The sequence below is a fragment of the Streptomyces montanisoli genome, assembly GCF_017813245.1.
GTDB lineage: Bacteria > Actinomycetota > Actinomycetes > Streptomycetales > Streptomycetaceae > Streptomyces > Streptomyces montanisoli.
This window is the reverse complement of sequence record NZ_JAGIQL010000043.1, coordinates 1-20,780: the sequence shown is the minus strand read 5'-3', so window position 1 is coordinate 20,780 and position 20,780 is coordinate 1. Positions and strand designations below refer to the sequence as shown.

Annotated in this window: 19 protein-coding genes; 10 read left to right on the top strand and 9 right to left on the bottom strand. The window is 73.1% G+C overall.

Annotated elements, in window-relative coordinates:
- Positions 1–260 precede the first annotated feature (260 nt).
- The 4 genes from JFN87_RS13365 to JFN87_RS13350 form a co-directional block, all read right to left on the bottom strand.
- A complete protein-coding gene (locus JFN87_RS13365) occupies positions 261–1,673 on the bottom strand; it encodes a rhamnulokinase (protein WP_209340262.1) in 1,413 nt (470 codons plus the stop codon).
- Positions 1,674–1,870: 197 nt separating this feature from the next.
- Positions 1,871–3,928, bottom strand: coding sequence for a bifunctional aldolase/short-chain dehydrogenase (locus tag JFN87_RS13360; protein WP_209340241.1), 2,058 nt, complete (start codon positions 3,926–3,928; stop codon positions 1,871–1,873).
- Between the two features lie 146 nt (positions 3,929–4,074).
- Positions 4,075–4,467, bottom strand: coding sequence for a VOC family protein (locus tag JFN87_RS13355; RefSeq protein ID WP_209340240.1), 393 nt, complete (start codon positions 4,465–4,467; stop codon positions 4,075–4,077).
- Positions 4,468–4,655: 188 nt separating this feature from the next.
- On the bottom strand, positions 4,656–5,354 hold the full coding sequence (locus JFN87_RS13350) for a GntR family transcriptional regulator (RefSeq protein WP_307865431.1): 699 nt from the start codon (positions 5,352–5,354) through the stop codon (positions 4,656–4,658).
- A gap of 143 nt (positions 5,355–5,497) precedes the next feature.
- On the opposite strand from JFN87_RS13350, the gene manD reads away from it, so the two are divergent.
- The 6 genes from manD to JFN87_RS13320 all read left to right on the top strand — a co-directional run bounded on the left by manD (position 5,498) and on the right by JFN87_RS13320 (position 9,874).
- Positions 5,498–6,712 carry a D-mannonate dehydratase ManD gene (gene manD / locus JFN87_RS13345; protein WP_209340238.1) on the top strand — a complete coding sequence of 405 codons (1,215 nt, stop codon included), beginning with the start codon at positions 5,498–5,500 and terminating at the stop codon, positions 6,710–6,712.
- 5 nt (positions 6,713–6,717) lie between these two features.
- Positions 6,718–8,124 (top strand): mannitol dehydrogenase family protein, encoded by a 1,407-nt coding sequence (locus JFN87_RS13340; protein ID WP_209340237.1) that lies wholly within the window; start codon positions 6,718–6,720, stop codon positions 8,122–8,124.
- Between the two features lie 85 nt (positions 8,125–8,209).
- Positions 8,210–8,551, top strand: a complete 342-nt coding sequence (locus tag JFN87_RS13335; RefSeq protein WP_209340236.1) for a hypothetical protein — start codon at positions 8,210–8,212, stop codon at positions 8,549–8,551.
- 100 nt (positions 8,552–8,651) lie between these two features.
- Positions 8,652–8,903 carry a YkoF family thiamine-binding protein gene (locus JFN87_RS13330; RefSeq protein WP_209340235.1) on the top strand — a complete coding sequence of 84 codons (252 nt, stop codon included), beginning with the start codon at positions 8,652–8,654 and terminating at the stop codon, positions 8,901–8,903.
- Positions 8,904–8,956: 53 nt separating this feature from the next.
- Entirely contained in the window at positions 8,957–9,319 is a 363-nt protein-coding gene (locus tag JFN87_RS13325; protein ID WP_209340261.1) for a helix-turn-helix domain-containing protein, read from the top strand.
- A 123-nt stretch (positions 9,320–9,442) separates the two neighbouring features.
- A complete protein-coding gene (locus tag JFN87_RS13320; protein ID WP_209340234.1) occupies positions 9,443–9,874 on the top strand; it encodes a DUF2267 domain-containing protein in 432 nt (143 codons plus the stop codon).
- 77 nt (positions 9,875–9,951) lie between these two features.
- Here the strand turns inward: JFN87_RS13320 and JFN87_RS13315 are convergent, their stop codons facing one another.
- Positions 9,952–10,629: a haloacid dehalogenase type II gene (locus JFN87_RS13315; protein WP_209340233.1), complete on the bottom strand. Its 678-nt coding sequence runs from the start codon at positions 10,627–10,629 to the stop codon at positions 9,952–9,954.
- A 233-nt stretch (positions 10,630–10,862) separates the two neighbouring features.
- Here JFN87_RS13315 and uraD point away from each other — a divergent pair, with 233 nt between their 5' ends.
- The 3 genes from uraD to JFN87_RS13300 all read left to right on the top strand — a co-directional run bounded on the left by uraD (position 10,863) and on the right by JFN87_RS13300 (position 14,274).
- Positions 10,863–11,732 carry a 2-oxo-4-hydroxy-4-carboxy-5-ureidoimidazoline decarboxylase gene (gene uraD / locus JFN87_RS13310; protein WP_209340232.1) on the top strand — a complete coding sequence of 290 codons (870 nt, stop codon included), beginning with the start codon at positions 10,863–10,865 and terminating at the stop codon, positions 11,730–11,732.
- A 3-nt stretch (positions 11,733–11,735) separates the two neighbouring features.
- Entirely contained in the window at positions 11,736–12,638 is a 903-nt protein-coding gene (gene pucL, locus JFN87_RS13305; RefSeq protein WP_209340231.1) for a factor-independent urate hydroxylase, read from the top strand.
- Positions 12,639–12,897: 259 nt separating this feature from the next.
- Positions 12,898–14,274, top strand: coding sequence for an 8-oxoguanine deaminase (locus JFN87_RS13300; RefSeq protein ID WP_209340230.1), 1,377 nt, complete (start codon positions 12,898–12,900; stop codon positions 14,272–14,274).
- A 147-nt stretch (positions 14,275–14,421) separates the two neighbouring features.
- On the opposite strand, the gene JFN87_RS13295 is transcribed toward JFN87_RS13300, so the two are convergent.
- Positions 14,422–15,267 carry a chitosanase gene (locus tag JFN87_RS13295; RefSeq protein WP_209340229.1) on the bottom strand — a complete coding sequence of 282 codons (846 nt, stop codon included), beginning with the start codon at positions 15,265–15,267 and terminating at the stop codon, positions 14,422–14,424.
- A 366-nt stretch (positions 15,268–15,633) separates the two neighbouring features.
- Between JFN87_RS13295 and JFN87_RS13290 the strand changes: the two genes are divergently transcribed.
- Positions 15,634–17,097: a sugar porter family MFS transporter gene (locus JFN87_RS13290; protein ID WP_209340228.1), complete on the top strand. Its 1,464-nt coding sequence runs from the start codon at positions 15,634–15,636 to the stop codon at positions 17,095–17,097.
- A 95-nt stretch (positions 17,098–17,192) separates the two neighbouring features.
- Here JFN87_RS13290 and JFN87_RS13285 read toward each other — a convergent pair whose 3' ends face one another.
- From JFN87_RS13285 to JFN87_RS13275, 3 genes are all read right to left on the bottom strand, one after another.
- A complete protein-coding gene (locus JFN87_RS13285; protein ID WP_245179447.1) occupies positions 17,193–17,819 on the bottom strand; it encodes a TIGR03086 family metal-binding protein in 627 nt (208 codons plus the stop codon).
- 92 nt (positions 17,820–17,911) lie between these two features.
- Positions 17,912–19,546 carry a malate synthase A gene (gene aceB, locus JFN87_RS13280; protein WP_209340227.1) on the bottom strand — a complete coding sequence of 545 codons (1,635 nt, stop codon included), beginning with the start codon at positions 19,544–19,546 and terminating at the stop codon, positions 17,912–17,914.
- Positions 19,547–19,812: 266 nt separating this feature from the next.
- Complete coding sequence (locus tag JFN87_RS13275; protein WP_209340226.1) at positions 19,813–20,469, bottom strand: nucleotidyltransferase family protein; 657 nt, start codon at positions 20,467–20,469, stop codon at positions 19,813–19,815.
- Between the last annotated feature and the right edge of the window lie 311 nt (positions 20,470–20,780).

The following is a 20,780-nucleotide window of genomic DNA, read 5'->3' as shown; positions in this document are numbered from 1 at the left end:
TTCTGCTTACCGGAAGAATGCCGGTCACGCCACGGGCGTGTCAAGGGGAGGTTGCATACCGCCGTCCCGGCAAGCGCCGGCTCGGCGGTGTCGAGAAGCGGGTGCTCGTGCGCATCGGGCCCGCCCTGCGCCGGCGCGCCAGGAAGGTCACCGGCGGGTGCAAGGGGTGAGTGCCCCGGCGGGCGCGTTCGCGTGAACGTCGCGTCGCCTTGCGCGTCAGTCGGCGGGCGGGCCGCGGGCAGTGCCGGATTGGCGCCTGGTCAGCGCAGGCCGACGCGGGCGGCCGCGGCCGCCCAGGCGCTCTCCTTGCCCGAGGGCTCGTAGCGGCGCAGCGGCTCGCCCGCCGCCACCAGTGCCCGCATCTCGTGCACGTCGCCGACCAGACCGTACGCCCGCGCCTGCACCAGGACGTTGCCCAGCGCCGTCGCCTCCGTCGGGCCCGCCACCACCGGCAGGCCCGTGGCGTCGGCCGTCAGGCGGCACAGCAGCTCGTTGCGGCTGCCGCCGCCCACCAGGTGCACCACCCGCACGTCACGGCCCGCGAGCTCCGCCGCGGTCCGCAGCGTCGCCCGGTGCGCGAGCGCAAGGGACTCCAGGATGCAGCGCACCACCGCCCCCTGCTCGCGCGGCGCACGCTGGCCCGTGCGCGCGCAGTACGCCGCGATCCGCGCCGGCATGTCGCCCGGCGGCAGGAACGAGGGGTCGTCGGGGTCGACCAGCGCGGCGAACGGCTCGGCGGCGGCCGCCTCGTCGAGCAGCGGCCCGAGTTCCGACGGCAGTCCTTGGGATCGCCAGGTGCGCAGCGTCTCCGTCAGCAGCCACAGCCCCATGATGTTGCGCAGGAAGCGGATCGAGCCGTCGATTCCCCGCTCGTTGGTGAAGTTCGCGGCCCTGGCACGCTCGTCGATGACGGGCGCCCCCAGTTCGAGCCCGGCGAGCGACCAGGTCCCGCAGGAGACGTAGGCGAAGCCGTCCTGCGTCGCGGGCACGGCGACCACCGCCGACGCGGTGTCGTGCGAGGCCACCGCCGTCACGGGCGTGCCCCCCGGCAGCCCGGTCGCCTCGGCCACCTCGGGCCGCAGGGTCCCCGCGCGGTCGCCGGGAAAGCGCAGCGGCGGCAGCAGCCCGCGCGGGATGCCGAGCCGGTCGAGCACGGTGTTCGACCACGCCGCCTCGCGCGCGTCGAACAGGCCCGTCGTTGACGCGTTCGTCGCCTCGGCGCCGACGCTGCCTGTCAGCCAGTACGTCAGCAGGTCGGGGATCATGAGCAGGGTTCGCGCGAGACTCCACTGCGGCGAGCTCCCCTCCGCCGCGAGCTGGAAGACCGTGTTGAACGGCAGGTGCTGCAGCCCGGTGATCCCGTACAGCTCCTTCGCGGGAAGCACCCGCTCAAGACGGTCCGCGACCCCCTCCGTCCTGGTGTCCCTGTAGTGGTACGGGTTGCCCAGCAGCCGCCCGGACGCGTCGAGCAGCCCGTAGTCCACGGCCCAGCTGTCGATGCCCACCGACACCACGCGCGCCGAACGCGCCGCCTGCGCGAGGCCCTCCAGCACATCCCCGTACAGCCCCAGAACGTCCCACCGCAGCCCGTCGGGCAGCCGCACCGGCCGGTTGGCGAACCGGTGCACCTCCGTCAGCCGCAGCCCGCCCGCCGCGCTCAGCCGGCCCACCATCACCCGGCCGCTCGTCGCGCCGAGATCGACCGCCGCGAAGGCCGGCAGGCGGCCGGACGCGGCGGCGGACGCGGGCGTGGGGGACGGTGGGTGGGCGGCGGAGCTCGGCACGGTCACCTCGAAGGCGCTCTCACGGCCCCGGACGGCGCGGCGTCCGGGGCCTGCGGTGGCAGGGAAGCGGGGAAGACGGTCGCGCGTCAGCGCAGGAACGCCGCCGCCACGCCCGCGTCCACCGGGACGTGCAGCCCCGTCGTGTGTGTCAGGTCGCCGCCCGTCAGCGCGAACACCGCGTTCGCCACGTGCTCGGGCAGCACCTCGCGCTTCAGCAGTGTCCGCTGCGCGTAGAACTCGCCGAGCTTCTCCTCCGGCACCCCGTACACCGCGGCGCGCTGCGCGCCCCAGCCGCCCGCGAAGATGCCGGAGCCCCTGACCACACCGTCGGGGTTGACGCCGTTGACACGGATGCCGTGCTCGCCCAACTCGGCGGCCAGGAGCCGCACCTGGTGCGCCTGGTCCGCCTTCGTCGCCGAGTACGCGATGTTGTTGGGCCCGGCGAACACACCGTTCTTCGACACGATGTAGACGATGTCGCCGCCCATCGCCTGCTCGGTCATCACCCGCGCAGCCTCGCGCGAGACCAGGAACGAACCGCGCGCCATGATGTCGTGCTGGAGGTCCCAGTCGCGCGCGCTCGTCTCCAGCAGCGGCTTGGAGATGGAGATGCCCGCGTTGTTGACGACCAGGTCGACGCCGCCGAACGCGAGCACGCCCTCGCGGAACGCGGCGGCGATCTGCTCCTCGTCCGTCACGTCCACCGTCACGGCGATGGCCTTGTCCGGGCCGCCCAGTGCCTTGGCGACCGTCGCCGCGCTCTCCCCGTCGAGGTCCGCGACCACCACGCAGGCGCCCTCGGCCACCAGCCGCTGCGCCACCGCCCTGCCGATGCCCGAGCCCGCGCCCGTCACCAGCGCCACCCGCGTGGCCAGCGGCTTCGGCGCCGGCATCCGCCGCAGCTTGGCCTCCTCGAGTGCCCAGTACTCGATGCGGAACTTCTCCGACTCCTCGATCGGCCGGTACGTGGAGACCGCCTCGGCTCCCCGCATCACGTTGATCGCGTTGAGGTAGAACTCGCCCGCCACGCGCGCCGTCTGCTTGTCCTTGCCGTACGAGAACATGCCGACGCCCGGCACCAGCACGATCGCCGGGTCCGCGCCGCGCATCGCGGGGGAGCCGGCGTCCGCGTGGCGCTCGTAGTAGGCGGCGTACTCGGCGCGGTACTCCTCGTGCAGCTCCCTCAGTCGCGCGGCGGCCTCCGCCGGCTCGACGGACGGCGGCAGGTCGAGCACCATCGGCCGCACCTTGGTGCGCAGGAAGTGGTCGGGGCAGGACGTGCCGAGCGCGGCGAGGCGCGGGTGTTCCGTGCGCGCCAGGAAGTCGAGCACGGGCTCCGCGTCGGTGAAGTGCCCCACCTGCGGCCGGTCAGTGGACACGAGCCCCCGCAGCAGCGGCGCGAGCGCGGCGGCGCGCGCCTGCCGCTCGCCGGCGGGCAGCGCCCCGTACCCGGCGATCGGCGGGCCGAACGGCGCCGGCCTGCCGCGCTCGGCGAGGAACCGCTCCGCCTCCTGGATGATCCGCAGCGAGTTCGCCTCGCACTCCTGCGAGGTCTCGCCCCACGCCGTGATGCCGTGCCCGCCGAGCACACACCCGATCGCCTGCGGGTTGGCCTCCTTGACCGCGGCGATGTCCAGGCCGAGCTGGAAGCCGGGCCTGCGCCAGTCCACCCACACCACACGGTCGCCGAAGCACGCGCGCGTCAGCTCCTCGCCGTCGGCCGCGCAGGCGAGGGCGATGCCCGAGTCCGGGTGCAGGTGGTCGATGTGCGGGGCGTCCACCAGGCCGTGCATGGCGGTGTCGATCGACGGGGCGGCGCCGCCCTTGCCGTGCAGGCAGTAGTCGAACGCCGCGACCATCTCGTCCTCGCGCTCCACGCCCGGGTACACACCGGTCAGCGCGCGCAGCCGGTCGAGCCGCAGCACCGCGAGGCCCTGCTCGGTCAGCGTGCCGAGGTCGCCGCCCGAGCCCTTGACCCACATCAGCTCGGTCTCGCCACCGGTCACCGGGTCGCGTTGTGTCCCCTTCGCCGAGGTGTTGCCGCCCGCGTAGTTGGTGTTGCGGGGGTCCCCACCCAGGCGGTTGGAGCGCGCGAGCAGCGCTGCCTTCACGTCGGTGGCGTCGTCGGGCTGGGCGTCGGGCATGTCTTCCACTCCTGGGCGGTGACGAGATGCGCGATGATGTGATGAATCGATTCAGGTGGACCGTAGGCGTCCTGGCTCGTGACTGTCAAGGCACGCGCAACGGGAGTTGAAACATTTCATCCCCGCCTTCGCAGTGCGCCGTGGCGTCAGCCCTGGGCGTCCAGGTCCTGCGGGTACCAGCGCAGCTCCACCGTGTTGCCGTCGGGGTCGCGCACGTAGACCGACTGGGCGCTGCCGCGCGCGCCGAACCGCGTGACCGGTCCTTCGAGGACGGTGAACTCCCCGGAGTCGATGACCTCCTGCCACTCCAGGGGCTCCACCACCAGGCAGATGTGGTCCACGTTCGACTCGCCGCGCGGACCGGCCGTCAGGTCGATGATGGTCGAGGCGGTCACCCGCGCGGACGGGAACGGTACCTCGCCCCTGCGCCACTCCTCGACCCGTACGGGTTCGAGGCCGAGTGGCCCGCAGTAGAAGGCGAGTGAACGCTCGACGTCCGAGACGTTGAGCACCAGGTGGTCGAACTCCTTGACGCGCATGCCGGTTCCCGTTCTGCCGCGGGTGCGTGGCCGGTACGGCCGCGCGGGTGCCCCGTGGCACCGGACCGTAGCAACGCGCCGCCCGGCCGTCCGGAAACCCGGCCGTCCGGACATGCGGCCGTCCGGAAATGCGCGGCTCTGCCCCCACCGCCCGCCGACAGAGGCCTGCCTGCCCACCGGCAGGGGGCCTACCTGCCCGCCGGCTTCCTGCGCGGCCTCGGCGCGGGGCCGTCCTCGGTGAAGAGCTCCGGGTGCCTGGCCCTGATCCGCTCCACGTCGCCGAAGACCAGCCGCAGGTGGCCGCGGAGCGACTCCTCCGCGGCCGGTCCGTCCGCCGCCTCGAGCAGGTCCACGACCGCGCCGTGCTGGCCGATCAGCAGCGGCATCTGCTGCGTGAGCGGCAGTGACAGCCGCCGCGCGCGGTCCAGTTGGGCCTTCGCCCCGGCCACCACCTGCCACGCCGCCGCATGCCCGCCGACGGCCATCAGCCGGGCGTGGAACGCCTCGTCGAACCGGAAGAACCCCTCGCTGTCACCGTCCTGTGCCGCGTCCTCCTGGGCGCGCACCAGCCTGCGCAGCTCGACGATGTCGCGCGGGCCCGCCTCGCCGACGGCGTCCCGAAGGGCCGCCAGCTCCAGGGCCTCCCGCACGAACTGCGCCGAAGCGACGTCGCCGATCCTGATCCGGGAGACGAACGTGCCGAGCTGGGGGTAGACGTCCACCAGCCCCTCCTCGCCGAGCAGGATCAGGCTCTCCCGCACCGGCGTCCTGCTCACCCCGAGCTCCGCCGCGAGGTCGTTCTCCGACAGCGCGGAGCCCGGCTCCAGGTCGAGCCGGATGATGCGTGCGCGCAGCTGCTCGTACACCTGCTGCCTGGTGCTCGCCACGGGTCCCCTCACGTCCGCCGTCCGCCGCGCGGAAGCCGCCGGAAGCCGCCGGACGGATGGGCTTCCATACTTGTATGGTAGCCGAGCGGCCGACCGGAGGACGCCAGGCAGCGCCCGGCTCGCGTAGAGAGAGGAACCGGCCCATGGCCACCATCACCGCCGCCGAGGTGTTCGTCACCTCAGCGGGACGCAACTTCGTCACGCTGCGGATCACCACGTCCGACGGCGTCACGGGGCTGGGCGACGCCACGCTCAACGGCCGGGAGCTGTCGGTCGCCTCATACCTGCGCGACCACCTCGTGCCGCTGCTGCTCGGCCGCGACCCCGCCCGCATCGAGGACATGTGGCACTACCTCTACAAGGGCGCCTACTGGCGGCGCGGCCCCGTCACCATGACGGCGATCGCGGCCGTCGACACCGCGCTGTGGGACATCAAGGGCAAGGTCGCGGGGATGCCCGTCTACGACCTGCTGGGCGGTCTCGCCCGGGACGGCGCCCTGGTCTACGGCCACGCCAGCGGCCAGGACACGGCCGAACTCCTCGACGACGTGGCCAGGTTCAAGGACCTCGGCTTCCGCGCCATCCGCGCGCAGGCCGCGGTGCCGGGGTCTCCCGCCAGCTACGGGGTGCGCCACGGGGACGGGCAGGGCTACGAGCCCGCCGCCGCCTCCCTGCCCGACGAGCAGCTGTGGCACACCGAGGACTACCTCGACTTCGCGCCCCGCTACCTCACCGCCGTGCGCGAACGGTTCGGCTTCGGCTTCCACCTCCTGCACGACGTGCACCACCGGCTCACGCCCACCGAGGCGGGGCAGCTCGGCCACCGCCTCGAAGACCTCCGCATGTTCTGGATGGAGGACCCGGTACCCGCCGAACTCCAGGACAACTTCCGGCAGGTGCGCGCCGCCACCCGCACGCCGATCGCGGTCGGCGAGGTCTTCAACTCCATCTGGGACTGCGAGCAGTTGATCTCCGAGCGGCTGATCGACTACATCCGCGCCTCCGTCGTCCACGCGGGCGGCATCACCCACCTGCGGCGGATCTTCCACCTCGCCGAACTCCACCAGGTGCGCACCGGCTCGCACGGGGCCACCGACCTGTCGCCCGTCAGCATGTCCGCCGCCGTCCACCTCGACGTCACGGCGGCGAACTTCGGTATCCAGGAGTACATGGCGCACGACCCCCTCGCCTTCGAGGTGTTCACGCCCGGCTACACCTACCGGGACGGCGCGCTGTACCCGTCGGACGCGCCCGGCCTCGGCGTCGAGTTCGACGAGAAGGCCGCCGAGCGCTTCCCGTACGACCCCAGGTACCTGCCGGTCAGCCGCCGCCGCGACGGCTCCGTGCACGACTGGTGAGCGCGATGACCGGCCTGTCGAACGCGGCCCTCGACGCCCTGCCCCACGCATCGCTCCCCGCGGCCCGCCCCGGCGGCCGCCGGCCCCGCATCGTCCACCTGGGCCTCGGCGCCTTTCACCGCGCCCATCAGGCCCTCTACACCGAGGCCGCGGAGGAGGACTGGGGGATCGCCGGGGTCGCCCAGCACAGCCGCGCGGTCCTCGACGCGCTGCGCGCCCAGGACAACCTGTACTCGGTCACCTTCCGCGACCCCGAGGGCCCCGCGACCCGGGTGTCCGGCGCACTCGCCGAGACGCTGCACGCCACGGAGGACGCCGGACGGCTGCGCGAACTGCTCGCCGCGCCCGCCACCGCCGTCGTCACCACCACGGTGACGGAGAAGGGCTACCGCAGGGACCCGGCGGGCGGCGGTCTCGACCTCACCGACCCACTGATCGTGGCCGACCTGGCGGCCGGCCCGGACAGAGGCGCGCACGCCACCCCGGTCGGGCAGCTGGCGGCGGGGCTGCGGGCACGGCTGCGTGGTTCCGGCGCCCCGATGACGGTGGTGTGCTGTGACAACATGGCCGGCAACGGCCCTGTACTGGCCCGTCTCGTAAGGGAGTTCACCGCCGCGACGGCCTGGCCCGAACGCGATGAGTTGCTCTCGTGGCTGGCGAGCGACGCGGTGTCGTTTCCCGCCACCGTCGTCGACCGCATCGTGCCCGCCACCACCGAGGGCGACCTCGCCACCGCGGCGCGCGCCCTCGGTGTGCGCGACGCCGCCGCCGTCAGCTGCGAGCCGTACACGCAGTGGGTGATCGAGGACCGGTTCGCCGGCGCGCGCCCCCACTGGGAGGCCGGCGGCGCCGAGTTCGTCGCCGATGTGACCCCGTACCAACTCACGAAACTGCGGTTGCTGAACGGTGCGCACACGCTCCTCGCCCACCTGGGCCTGCGCGACGGCCGCACGACGGTGGCCGACGCGCTCGCCACCGGCTGGGGCGAGAGCGCGGTGCGCACGCTGTGCGCGGAGGTCGCGCCCACACTGCCCACCGCGCCGGGCCTCGACGTCCCCGCGTACGTGGACACGCTGGTCGAGCGGTTCACCAACCCGGCGGTGCGCCACCGGCTCGACCAGGTCGCCACCGACAGCTCGCTGAAGATCCCCGAGCGCTGGCTGACGCCCGTGCGCGAACTGCGCGCCGCCGGACACGGAACGCCGTACCTCGCGCGTGCGCTGGCCGTCTGGGCGGCGGCGAGCAGGGACGGCCTGCCGTACGCCGACCCGGCCGCCGCGCGGCTGCACGCGGCATGGCAGACGCGGAAGCCGGCGGACGCGGTCAGGGCGCTGCTCGCCCTGCTGGGCGCCGAGGACCTGGCGGCGGACGACGCCCTCGTCGCGGAGGTCACCGGCCTGCTGCCCCGGTGACCGGTCCGGCCGGCGTCCGTGGCCCCGCGGCGGATCCCCACCCGGCCGCTCGCCCGCCTCGCCGTCCTCGTTCGCTCGCCCGCCGGTGGACACCGGCACGCAGCGCAGGTGGAACGCCGAGGACGCCGCCGGGTTCTCGGCCGACGGCGGCGTACCGGCGTCGGCGTACGGCGACAGCACGAGCAGAAGCCTCGCGAGGATCCTCGTCGACCCGGCGACCGAGCACTGCTGGGACGCGTCCGACGCGCTGCCGCCTTTCCTGCGCGACGCCTTCACCGACGCCGTGCTGCGCTGCCTCGCGGACCCCGGCAGTCTCGACGAGGAGCTGCGGACGGTGCAGGCGGCGACCGGGCCGGCGATGCGGCAGGCAAGGGGCGGGCAGGACACGGTGGCGTTCCTGCCGTCGGTCTGCGCGCGAGGCGGCTGACCCGCGGTGCCGGGGGCGTTCCCCGCGCACGGCCCGAGCCCGTTAGAGTCAGCACACGACGATGGGAAGCCACAGGTCACAGCGATTCCGTGGGGGCGTAGTGCGGCTGAGGGTGGAGTACACGACGGAGCCCTTCGACCTCGAGGAGGCGCCGCGCCACGCGGTCGTCGCCCGTGAGGTCGTCGCGGCGGCCCGGCTCGACGCGTTCGACGTCGGTCCGTTCGGCAACACGGCTGAGGGCCGCGCCGATGAGGTGCTCGCGGCGGTCGCGAAGCTGCTCGGCGAGTCGCTCGACGCGGGTGCGACCCGGGTCTCCGTGCAGGTCAGCGTGGTCGCGGAGGACGACAGGTGAGCGAGGCGCCCGACCATCCGCTGGTGGCCGCCGTGCGTCCCCTCGTGGACGCGATGGGCGGCGAGATCCTGCCGGCTGGCGCCGCGGGTGACGACGACGTCGTGCTGTCCTGGGAGGGCCGGGGCGTGCTGGCCGTGCGCCTGCCCCAGCTCGCGGACTCGCTCGACCACATCCTCGCCGCCCTGGAGCGCGCCCACGGGATGCCGCTCGCCGACCTGGACCGCAAGACGAAGCAGTCGGTGGTGCGCGGCCTCGAGGCGCGAGGCGCGTTCTCCGTCCGGCACGGCGTGGAGACGGTCGCGGGCGCGCTCGGCGTCAGCCGGTTCACGGTCTACAACTACATCAACTACGCGGCCGAACAGCGGGCCAAGGAGCAGGCGGACGGCGAAGGCCCGAGCCAGGGCCGCGCCCGCTGACCCGTACCCGTACCCGTACGCCCCCGCTTCGTTTGCGGTCCGCACCCGCGGTTACCCGACCCGCACGGCGGACGTGCGCGTCCGCCCTCCCGGTCCTCTCGGACGGGAAGAAAGGGGCACGGGATGCGGTACGACGAACTGATCGGCCAGGTCCAGGCGGGCGCGGAACTCCCGGACCGCGGCTCGGCCACACGCGCGGTGCGCGCCGTCCTCGCCACCCTGGCGGAACGGCTTCCCGACGGCACGGCCCGTCACCTCTTCGCCCAGCTCCCCGCCGACCTCGTGGCGCTCGTTGAGGGCCCCGAGCCGCCGGAGTCGGCCGGCACACCGGGCGGCGGCGCGGCCGCGGAACGCTTCGACCTGCCGACCTTCAGCGGTCGCGTCGCCTGGCGCGGCGGGGTCTCGGAGGACGTCGCGGTGCGCTATGTGAGCGCCGTCTTCGAGGTGCTGGACGCGGCCGTGTCGCCGGACCTGATGAAGAAGGTGGCCGACGCGCTTCCCCGCGACATCGGGCGGCTGCTGCCCGCCGCGCGCGTGGGCGATTCACCTGAGTGAGACGCGCCCCGGCGGGGCGCGTGACCGCTTGGCGGGCGAAGGCGCACGACGCCGCGGCGGGCTCAGACGGCGGTATTTCAGCCGGCGGTGAGCTGAGCGGCGAGGTCCGTGAGGTCGGCGGCGGTGTGCGTGGCGGGCGTCATGTGGCGCGGGTAGTCCTTCGCGCCGCGGCGCAGCCACGCGCCCGCGAGCCCGGCGCGGCGCGCCCCGTCGATGTCCCAGGGGTGCACGGCGACCAGCATGACCTGCCCGGCCGGCACGCCGGCCCGGCGCAGGGCGTGGTGGTAGGCGGCACGGGCGGGCTTCCAGGCGCGCGGGCCCTGCACGTCGAGCAGCGCCTCGAACCGGTCGCGCAGCCCGGCGCCCGCGAGCAGCGCGTGCGTCGAGGAGGCCGCGCCGTTCGTCATCGTCATCAGCCGGAACCCGTGTTCGTGCAGGCGGCGCACGCCCTCAGGCACGTCCGGGTGCACGCTCAGCGAGCCGAAGCCCTCCATGATGTGGCGTGCCGCGTCCCGCGCACGCGCCGGATCCCACGCGTCGAGCAGCCTCAGCCGCAGCTCCTCCGCCGCGACGTCGGCGAACTCGGCGAAGCCGCCCGCGCACGTGAGCGCGAAACCCTCCCGCAGGACGGCGGTGAACCACCCGTGCAGCAGCTCGGGCGGGGCGCCGGTCTCCTCGATCCGCGCGTCCAGGCCCGTCAGGTCGCTCAGGGTCTCGTTCACGTCGAAGACGATCACCTCGGGGTTCAGTGGCACGGCTACTCCTTCCCGGGCGACGAGCGACGACAGCACCACGCGCACGCAGACACACACGCAGACACACACACGCACGCACGCACGCACGGGAGAACGAATGCACCGGGCGGCCGGGGATCAAACCATGCATCGCCGAACCACCGGGCCGATCCGATTTTTCAACAAACTGTTGACGCGCTCTTCCGGAAGGCGTTAGCTGAGCGGAGCCGGTCCAGTACTGCCAGGAGGCCTCGGTGACACCCCCTCTCGCCCGTTTCAACGCCGCGTCCGCCCCCGAAGCGCTCGACGCGCTGCGCGAGGTGTGCGCCGGTTCCTCCTGGGGCGGACGCCTGCTCGCCGGGCGGCCGTACGCGTCACTCGACGCGCTGCTCGACGCGTCCGACGCCGCCACCGCGGCGCTCGACGACAGCGGACTCGACGAGGCCATGGCCGGCCACCCGCCGATCGGCCGGCCGGCGCCCGGCGACCCGGTCTCCGCCCGCGAACAGCGCGGCATGGCCGGCGCCTCCGACGCGCTCAAAGAGGAACTCGTCGAGCTGAACCTCGCCTACCAGGAGAAGTTCGGGCACGTCTTCCTCATCTGCGCCACCGGCGCGACCGCGCGGCACATGCGGGACGCGCTCGCCGAGCGCCTGTCCCACACCGCCGGTCAGGAGCGCGCCATCGCGCGCACCGAACTCGGCAGGATCAACCGCATCCGGCTCACCCGCCTGATGGCCGCACCCGCCGCCTCCGTCTCCACGCACGTACTCGACACCAGCGCGGGCCGCCCCGCGGCGGGCGTGCCCGTCGCGCTGGCCGCCCGCGCGGGCGCCAAGGACCCGTGGACCGAGCTCGGCGGGTCCGCCACCGACGCGGACGGCCGGTGCAAGGACCTCCCGGCCCTGCCGGACGACACCACGCAGGTGCGCCTCGTCTTCGACACAGAGGCCCACCTCGCCACCACCACACCAGCCGATCCACAGCAGGACGCCCCCGCGCTCCGGGACAGCGGCGCGTTCTTCCCCGAGGTCACGGTGGCCTTCGCCGTCACGCCGGGGGAGCACTACCACGTGCCGCTGCTGCTCAACCCGTTCGGCTACTCCGTTTACCGAGGGAGCTAGCAGATGCCCACCACACGCCTGGGCCAGAACCAGTACGGCAAGGCCGAGTGCCGCGTCGTGAAGATCGTCCGCGACGGCGCCACCCACCACATCAAGGACCTCAACGTCTCGGTCGCCCTCTCGGGCGAGATGGAGGAGGTCCACTACTCCGGATCCAACGCCAACGTGCTGCCGACCGACACCACGAAGAACACCGTGTACGCCTTCGCCAAGGAACACGGCATCGCGTCCGCCGAGGAGTTCGCCGCGCTGCTCGCCCGGCACTTCGTCAGCAGCCAGGAGCAGATCCACCGTGCCCGCATCCGCGTCGAGGAGTACGGGTGGGACCGCATCGGCGGCCCCGGCCACTCCTTCGTCCGCACCGGACAGGAGACCAGGCTCGCGCAGGTCGCCTACGACGGCGAGCGCTACGAGGTCCTCGCCGGCCTCAAGGACCTGACCGTCCTCAACTCGACCGACTCCGAGTTCTGGGGCTTCGCCAAGGACAAGTACACGACACTTGCCGAGACCCACGACCGCATCCTCGCCACCGACGTCTCCGCCCGCTGGCGGTACGGCTGGACCGGCTCGGGCGACGCGCCCGACTGGGACGCCACGTACGCACGCGCGAAGGGCGACATGCTCCAGGCGTTCGCCGAGACCTACTCGCTCTCACTCCAGCAGACCATGTTCCGCATGGGCACGCGCGTCATCGAACAGGGCCCGGAGATCGACGAGATCCGCTTCTCGCTCCCCAACAACCACCACTTCCTCGTCGACATGGAGCCCTTCGGCCTGGGGAACGAGGCGGACGCGCCCGACGGGCCCGTCTACTTCGCCGCCGACCGCCCGTACGGGCTGATCGAGGCGACGATCCTGCGGGACGGCGCGCAGCAGCTGATCCCGCTGGACGTGACCCTCCTCTGACCGGTTCCCGGCCGCGCGCCCGCGCCGGCCGGGGAAGCAGCACCACTGCACGACCCTCGACGCACGCGCCGGCGTCGCCCCCACCACGGGGGCCACGAGGGAGAGCGGGGGCATCTGCGCACCCCTGAAGCGCTGCCGCCCCTCCGCCCGCCGGGCGGGGGAGCGGCAGCGCACCACGGACTCGGTCGTCACCCCGCTCGGCCCCCGGGTCCGTACGCTTCAGGGCCGGCACGGCCCACCACAGGGAAGAGGAACCGCCATGGCGGCTTCGCGCATCGTCATCGAGAACTGCGCCATCGCGACCGTCGACGCACACGACACCGAGTACCCCTCGGGCCACGTTGTCGTCGCAGGCAACCGCATCGAGTCCGTGGGTCCAGGACCCGCCCCGGCCGGGCTCGACGGGGTGGCACGTCGGGTCGACGGCAGCGGGCACCTGCTCACGCCGGGCCTCGTCAACACCCACCACCACTTCTACCAGTGGATCACCCGCGGCCTCGCGACGGACAGCAACCTCTTCGACTGGCTGGTCGCCCTCTACCCGACCTGGGCCCGCATCGACGAGCCGATGGTGCGCGCCGCCGCCCAGGGCTCGCTCGCGATGATGGCGCGCGGTGGCGTCACCACCGCCACCGACCACCACTACGTGTATCCGCGCGGCGCCGGCGACCTGTCGGGCGCCGTCATCGGGGCCGCCACCGAGACCGGCGTGCGGTTCACCCTGGCGCGCGGCTCCATGGACCGCGGCGCGTCCGACGGCGGGCTGCCGCCGGACTTCGCCGTCGAGACGCTCGACGAGGCGCTCGCCGCGACCGAGGAGACCGTCGACCGCTACCACGACGCGTCGCCCGGCGCGATGACGCAGGTCGCCGTCGCGCCCTGCTCGCCCTTCTCGATCTCCACCGAACTTCTCAAGCGGGGGGCCGAGTTGGCCCGCCGCAAGGGGGTGCGGCTGCACACGCACGGCAGCGAGACCAGGGAGGAGGAGCAGTTCTGCAAGGAACTGTTCGGGATGGGCCCCACCGACTACTTCGAGTCGACGGGCTGGCTCGGCTCCGACGTGTGGATGGCCCACTGCGTCCACATGAACGACTCGGACATCGCCGCGTTCGGCCGTACGGGCACGGGCGTCGCCCACTGCCCGTCCTCCAACGCCAGGCTCGCCGCCGGCATCGCGCGCGTGCCCGACATGCTGGCCGCCGGCGTGCCCGTCGGCCTCGGCGTGGACGGCACCGCGTCCAACGAGTCCGGCGAACTCCACACCGAACTGCGCAACGCCCTTCTCATCAACCGCCTCGGCGCGCACCGCGAGAGCGCGCTCACGGCACGTCAGGCGCTCAGGCTCGGCACGTACGGCGGCGCCCGGGTGCTCGGCAGGCAGAGCGAGATCGGCTCGATCGAGGCGGGCAAGCTCGCCGACCTCGTGCTGTGGCGGATGGACACCCTCGCGCACTCGTCCATCGCCGACCCGGTGGCGGCCCTCGTGCTCGGCGCGCCCGCACCGGTCACCCTCTCCCTCGTCGACGGCCGCGCCGTGGTCGAGGACGGGCACCTGACCCGGGTGGACGAGGACACCGTCGCCCGCTCGGCCCGCGCGCAGGCGCAGCGCCTCGCCCGGCTCGCGGCGGACGCGTAGGCGGACGCGTAGGCGGACGCGCAGGAGGACTCCGGCCGAGGGGGACGGCCCTCGGCCGGCGCGGCGGGCCCGAGCGGGGTCCGCCGCGGGCCGGGCCGGGAGCCGCGCGACGCGTTCGCCGGCCTCCCGGCCCTATGGCCCGCCTTATCACCCGCCGATGTGGTAACTGTCGCCGTACACCTTCCAGTCGAGCGGCGGACGCAGACCCAGGTTGCCCTTGTCGAGGAACACCCGCTGCTCGGTGTCGACGCGGCTGGTGTCGCCGTGGTCCGGCTCCCGCTTCATCGCCCACACCCGGGCGTCGAGGAACGCGGCCAGGTACGTCCTCTCGTCACCGCCCCGCGCCGGCGTCCGCGCGTGGGCGGCCGCGCGCCGGCGGATCGAGCCGAAGCTCGTGGGCGCGTCGCCGTTGCCGTGCATCACCAGCGCGTCGTAGTAGAAGAACTGGCCGAGCGTGCCGAGTCCGTCCTCCTTCGCGCGCGCCACCGCGGGCCCGAAGTACTGGCTGTTCACCTCGGCGTCCTGCGCCGCCCGCATCCGCCGGTCGGACGCCGCCTCCTTCCACGCCCCGACGAAGCCCTCGCCGAGCCCCTCGTGCGACGCGCTGCCGGCGGCCGCCAGCCCGCGCAGCGCGGGAAGGTAGCCCGCCAGCGGGTTCGACGGCCTGGCCCGCGTGTACGCCTCGACCACGTGCAGCAGGTCGCCGCAGCCGGTGCAGAAGCCGATCAGCCCCGCCGTGTAGCCCCGCCCGTCGCCGATGTCCTGGATGTAGCCGTACTGGGCCCTCCAATCGAGCGTCGAGTTCTCCGCGCTCGACACCAGCCGCATGGCGATGTCCCTCTCGGCGGGCGCGTCGAGCCCGGGTCCCCTGACCGCCGCGTCCGGCGCGCCGGAGCACGCCGCCGCGCAGGTGAGGGCCACGGCCACCGTCAGCGGGAGCAGGCGGTGAAACGCACGGGTCACGTGAGGGACCTTCCGGGATCGAAACGGCATGCCGTACGGCTTTGGCAGATTACGCGGCGAACGGGTGACGATCCGCCGATTCCGGTATTCGGGACGACGGGAACGGCGGGCGCCGCACGAGCGCGGGCCCGCCACCGTTCGGCCGAACGGGCATCCGATGGGTCATCTCACAGCGTCCGCGCGCGGTGCGGCCGCCGTCACGGGGTAGACGCACGCTCGGCAGATCATGGAAGCGTTCCTGACGCGGCTCGACGCGCCGGACCCGGCCGCCCGCGGCGGCCCCGGTAAGCCGTGCGGCCACCGGAATGTTTACATGTACCCAGATGTAATGGACCGTTTCGTAGTGATATGCCCGGCAGACGGTCGCCGGGGTGACGTACGTGAGGTGATGCCCGTATGGCCCAATCAGTCGGAGGAGCGGACTTGTCGAGCCGAAAAGGCAAAGCCGTGGGCGTCTCGATCGCGGCCGCGGTGGGCGGGTTCCTCTTCGGATTCGACTCCTCGGTCATCAACGGCGCCGTCAACTCGCTCACCAGCCACTTCCACCTCGACGCGTTCCTCTCCGGCTTCGTGGTCTCCATCGCCCTGCTGGGCTGCGCGGTGGGCGCCTGGTACGCGGGCCGCCTCGCCGACATGTGGGGCCGCCGCAAGGTCATGCTGCTCGGCTCGGGGATGTTCATCATCTCCTCGATCGGCTCGGGACTCGCCTTCTCCGTGCCCGACCTGCTGGTCTGGCGCGTGATCGGCGGCCTCGGCATCGGCATCGCCTCCGTGATCGCCCCCGCGTACATCTCCGAGGTCGCGCCCGCCGGCGGGCGCGGCGCGCTCGGTTCGCTCCAGCAGCTCGCGATCACCATCGGCCAGCTGGTCGTCCTCAGCTCCAACAAGGGTCTCGCCGGCGCGGCCGGCGGCGCCTCACGCGACCTGTGGTGGGGTCTCGAGGCCTGGCGCTGGATGTTCCTCGTGGGCGTCATCCCTGCCGCCGTCTACGGTGTGCTCGCGCTGTCCATCCCGGAGTCCCCCCGCTACCTGGTGCAGAAGGGCAGGCTCGGCGACGCGGCCGGGGTGCTGGAACGCGTGTCGGGCGAGTCCGACGGCCAGGCCAAGGCGCAGGAGATCAAGCAGACCCTGCGCAAGGAGCACAGGACGAGCTTCGCGGACATCCGCGGGCACCGGTTCGGCCTGCACCCGCTCGTCTGGGTCGGCATCATCATGGCCGCGCTCCAGCAGCTCGTCGGCATCAACGCGATCTTCTACTACTCGACGACGCTGTGGCAGTCGGTCGGCTTCAGCGAGTCCAGCTCGTTCACGACCTCCGTCATCACCGCCGCGATCAACGTGGTGATGACCGTCGTCGCGATGCTCTTCATCGACCGCGTCGGCAGGCGGCGCCTGCTGACCATCGGCTCGATCGGCATGTTCCTCTCGCTGCTGCTCACCGCCATCGCCTTCTCCCAGCAGCACGGCACCGGCAAGGGCGTCAGCCTGCCCCACCCCTACGGGCCACTGGCGCTGGTCGGCGCCAACGCCTTCGTGGTGTTCTTCGCGCTGTCCTGGGGCCCGGTGATGTGGGTCATGCTCGCCGAGATGTTCCCGAACCGGATGAGGGCCATGGCGCTGGCCATCGGCACCGCATCGAACTGGATCTTCAACTTCATCGTCACGTTCGCGTTCGAGCCGGCCACCAAGCACGTCGGCCTGTCGTGGCTGTACGGCGCGTTCGCCCTGTTCGCGTTCCTGTCGATCTTCTTCGTGGTGTTCAAGATCCCGGAAACGAAACAGCGGACGCTGGAGTCGATGACGGGCGACACCTACCGGCGCCCCGAGGCGGCGCGCGGCGGCGGCGCCGCGAAGGGCTGAACCCTTCGTATCGCGCGCGACGGGGCGCCCCGGCCGGTCACCGGCCGGGGCGCCCTCGCGTTCCGCGTGGCCCGCCCGCTCAGTGGCCCGCCCGCTCAGCGGCCCGGCAGCCATCCCGGGTCGCGGCCGCTCCATCCGATCAGCCGGTCGAGCGGCGGCGCGCTGTCAGGAACCGCCACGGGCGGCCCGAACGGGCCCCGGTCGCCGTCGCCCGAGAAGGACGCCGCCGCCATCACCGCGTAGGCGGCACGCACCGACGCCTCGTCGGGCTCGTACGGCTGCCCGGTGGCGCGCGCGAGGTCCCAGCCGTGCACCAGCAACTCGTTGAGCGTGACGAACCCGGCCATCCGCCCCGGCAGGTCGACCGATCCGGCCCGCGTCCACCCGTCCCACGCGCCGGGCGACCGCCAGGCGTCGGCCAGGTCGCCGAGGCCCCGCTCGAGCCCGGCGCGCCAGCCGTCATCGAGCACCGGCAGCCCGGTGGAGCCGGGCGCGCTGTCCGTCGCGGGCCCCCTCTCCTTGCGCGCGCCGGCGGCCAGCCCTTCGCAGAGCCCGACGACGTGCGCCAGCAGCTCCCGCACGGCGTACTCCGTGCACGGGGTGGCACCGCCGAGCTGTTCCTCCCGCACGCCGCCTGCCACGGTCCACATCCCCGCGCAGGCGGGTCCCAGATCGATCATGTCCGTCTTCGCGGCCTCTGTGGTCTCCGCTTTGTCATCCATACCGGTAGTGACGACGCCCGCGCCCGGAACTCATCGCACGTCCGGCCCGGCACCTCGGGGGCGCCGGGCCGGACGGATGCGTGCGAAAGCGCTCAGCCGCGCAGGCGTTCGTAGGCGGGGAGCGTGAGGAAGTCGGCGTAGTCGGCGTCGAGCGAGACCTCGAGCAGCAGGTCGTGGGCGCGCTGCCACTCGCCCGACTCGTACGCCTTGTCGCCGATCTCCGCGCGGATCGCGGTGAGTTCACCGGCGGCGAGCTCGCGGACGAGTTCGCGCGTCACCGGGAACGTGCGCCCGTCGCGGGTGACCTGAACGCCCGCGTTGATCCACTGCCAGATCTGCGAGCGCGAGATCTCCGCCGTCGCCGCGTCCTCCATCAGGTTGAAGATGGCGACCGCGCCCGAGCCGCGCAGCCACGCCTCGATATAGCGCAGGCCGACCTGGACGGCGTTGACCAGGCCGTCGTACGTGGGCTTCGCCTCCAGCGAGTCGATGGCGATCAGGTCGCCGGGCGCCACCGAGACGTCCTCGCGCAGACGCTCCTTCTGGTTCGGCCGCTCGCCGAGCACCGCGTCGAAGGACTCGCGGCACACCGGCACCAGGTCGGGGTGCGCCACCCACGAGCCGTCGAAGCCGTCGTTCGCCTCGCGGTCCTTGTCCGCCTTCACCTTCTCCAGCGCCACCTTGTTGACCTCGGGGTCGCGCCGTGACGGGATGAACGCCGCCATGCCGCCGATGGCGTGCGCGCCCCGCTTGTGGCAGGTGCGCACCAGGAGTTCGGTGTAGGCGCGCATGAACGGCGCCGTCATGGTGACCGCGTTGCGGTCGGGCAGCACGAACCTCTCCCCGCCGTCACGGAAGTTCTTGACGATCGAGAACAGGTAGTCCCAGCGGCCCGCGTTCAGCCCCGAGGCGTGGTCGCGCAGCTCGTAGAGGATCTCCTCCATCTCGTACGCGGCCGTGATCGTCTCGATCAGAACGGTGGCACGGATCGTGCCCCGCGGGATGCCCAGCTCGTCCTGCGCGAGGACGAAGACGTCGTTCCACAGCCGCGCCTCCAGGTACGACTCCGTCTTCGGCAGGTAGAAGTACGGGCCGCTGCCGCGCTCCAGTAGGCGGCGCGCGTTGTGGAAGAAGTACAGGCCGAAGTCGACGAGCGCGCCCGGCACTTCGCGGCCGTCTGCGGCGCGCAGATGGCGCTCCGCCAGGTGCCAGCCGCGCGGCCTGACCACCACGGTCGCCAGCTCGGACGCGTCGCGCAGCGCGTACGACTTGCCCGACGCCTCGTCGGTGAAGTCGATGCGCCGCTCGTAGGCGTCGATCAGGTTGAGCTGCCCGGTGACCACGTTCTCCCAGGTCGGCGCGGACGCGTCCTCGAAGTCCGCGAGCCAGACGCGCGCGCCGGAGTTGAGCGCGTTGATCGTCATCTTGCGGTCGGTCGGGCCGGTGATCTCCACCCGGCGGTCGTCCAGGGCGGCCGGCGCGGGGGCCACGCGCCAGCTCTCGTCGGCGCGGATCGCGGCCGTCTCGGCCGGGAAGTCGAGCGTCGAGGTGCGGGCGATCTCGTCACGCCGTTCGGCACGGCGTGCCAGCAGCTCGTCGCGGCGGGGCGTGAACCGCGCGTGCAACCGGGCGAGGAAGGCGAGAGCCGCCTCGGTGAGCACCTGCTCCTGACGGGGCAGGGGCGTGTCGGCGACGATTTCCAGCGGTGACGGCGCTGGTGCGGACATGAGGGTCACTCCTTCGGCGGCGTTCTCCGACGGCCCGCGGACCCCGGACGACGGCACCGGGTGCCACCACGGGCGCGGAGGCGGTACGTACCGTTCCGGACGTCGAGAGCTTCTGACCAGTGGATAGTAGTTTCCTTATGGTGGAAGTTCAATGGTTTGTTGACGTCGAGATTCTCCGGATCGAGTCATCGTGGCGCCCAGTGCCACCGAGTACCCCCAAGTTCCCGGCGGGAAAGGGGTAGTTCGGGACTGCGGGACGGAACGCGTCACTCCAGACGGGCCAGGTCCTCCGGCGTGTCGATGTCGTACGGTTCCGCCACGTCGCCACACTCGACGAGCGTGATCTCCGCGCGGTGCGCCCGCAGGTAGCCGCGTGCCCCGCGGTCGCCGACGGCGTCCGCGGCGACCCCGTCCCAGTGGCCCGCGCCGAGGAGTACGGGGTGCCCGCGGTCGCCCCCGTACGTAGCGGACGCGAGCACCCCGGTGGAGCCGCCGTACGCGGCGGCCACCCGTGCGACCGCCCGGGCGCCGATGCCCGGCTGGTCCACCAGCAGCACGAGTGCCGCACCCGGACCGTCCGTGCGGCCGTCCGCGCTTTCGTCCGTCCCCGGCGCGCCGCGCCCGGCGCCCAGCGAGGCGAGCCCCGTGCGCAGCGAGGTCCCCATGCCCTCCGCCCACCGCGGGTTGTCCACCGGCGTGCAGCCGGTCAGGTCGGCCTGCTCGCGCACCTCGTCCGCCGCCGCCCCGAGCACCACGTGCAGCGGCCCGCAGCCGGCCTCGCGCAGCACCCGCAGGGCGTGCTCGACCAGCGGGCGGCCGCGGTGGGGCAGCAGCGCCTTGGGCCTGCCGCCCAGCCTGCGCCCGCCGCCGGCGGCGAGCAGCAGGCCCGCGACGGGTTGTACGCCGTTCCGTATCGGTTGCATGACTTCTGCATATCCCATCAGTGGCCATTCCCGCCGTCTTCCTTCACCGGCTGGCGGATACCGGTCGACGCGTGTTGACTTGCCCGCGCACCGGCGCGATTGACCACCGCGCGGCGTGCGGACCGGCACGAGGACGTGCGACGGCGATGGGGGAGAACGGTGCTCGGGAACGTGGGGCGGATGCGGGTGGCGGACGAGCGGGCCTCGGACGAGAGACGGCCGGACGAGGGCGCCGGGGGCCCGGCGGGTGACGGCGCCGCGCACACGGACGCGCGCGTCGCCGCGCTGCGAGCGGCCGTGGCCCGGCTGCG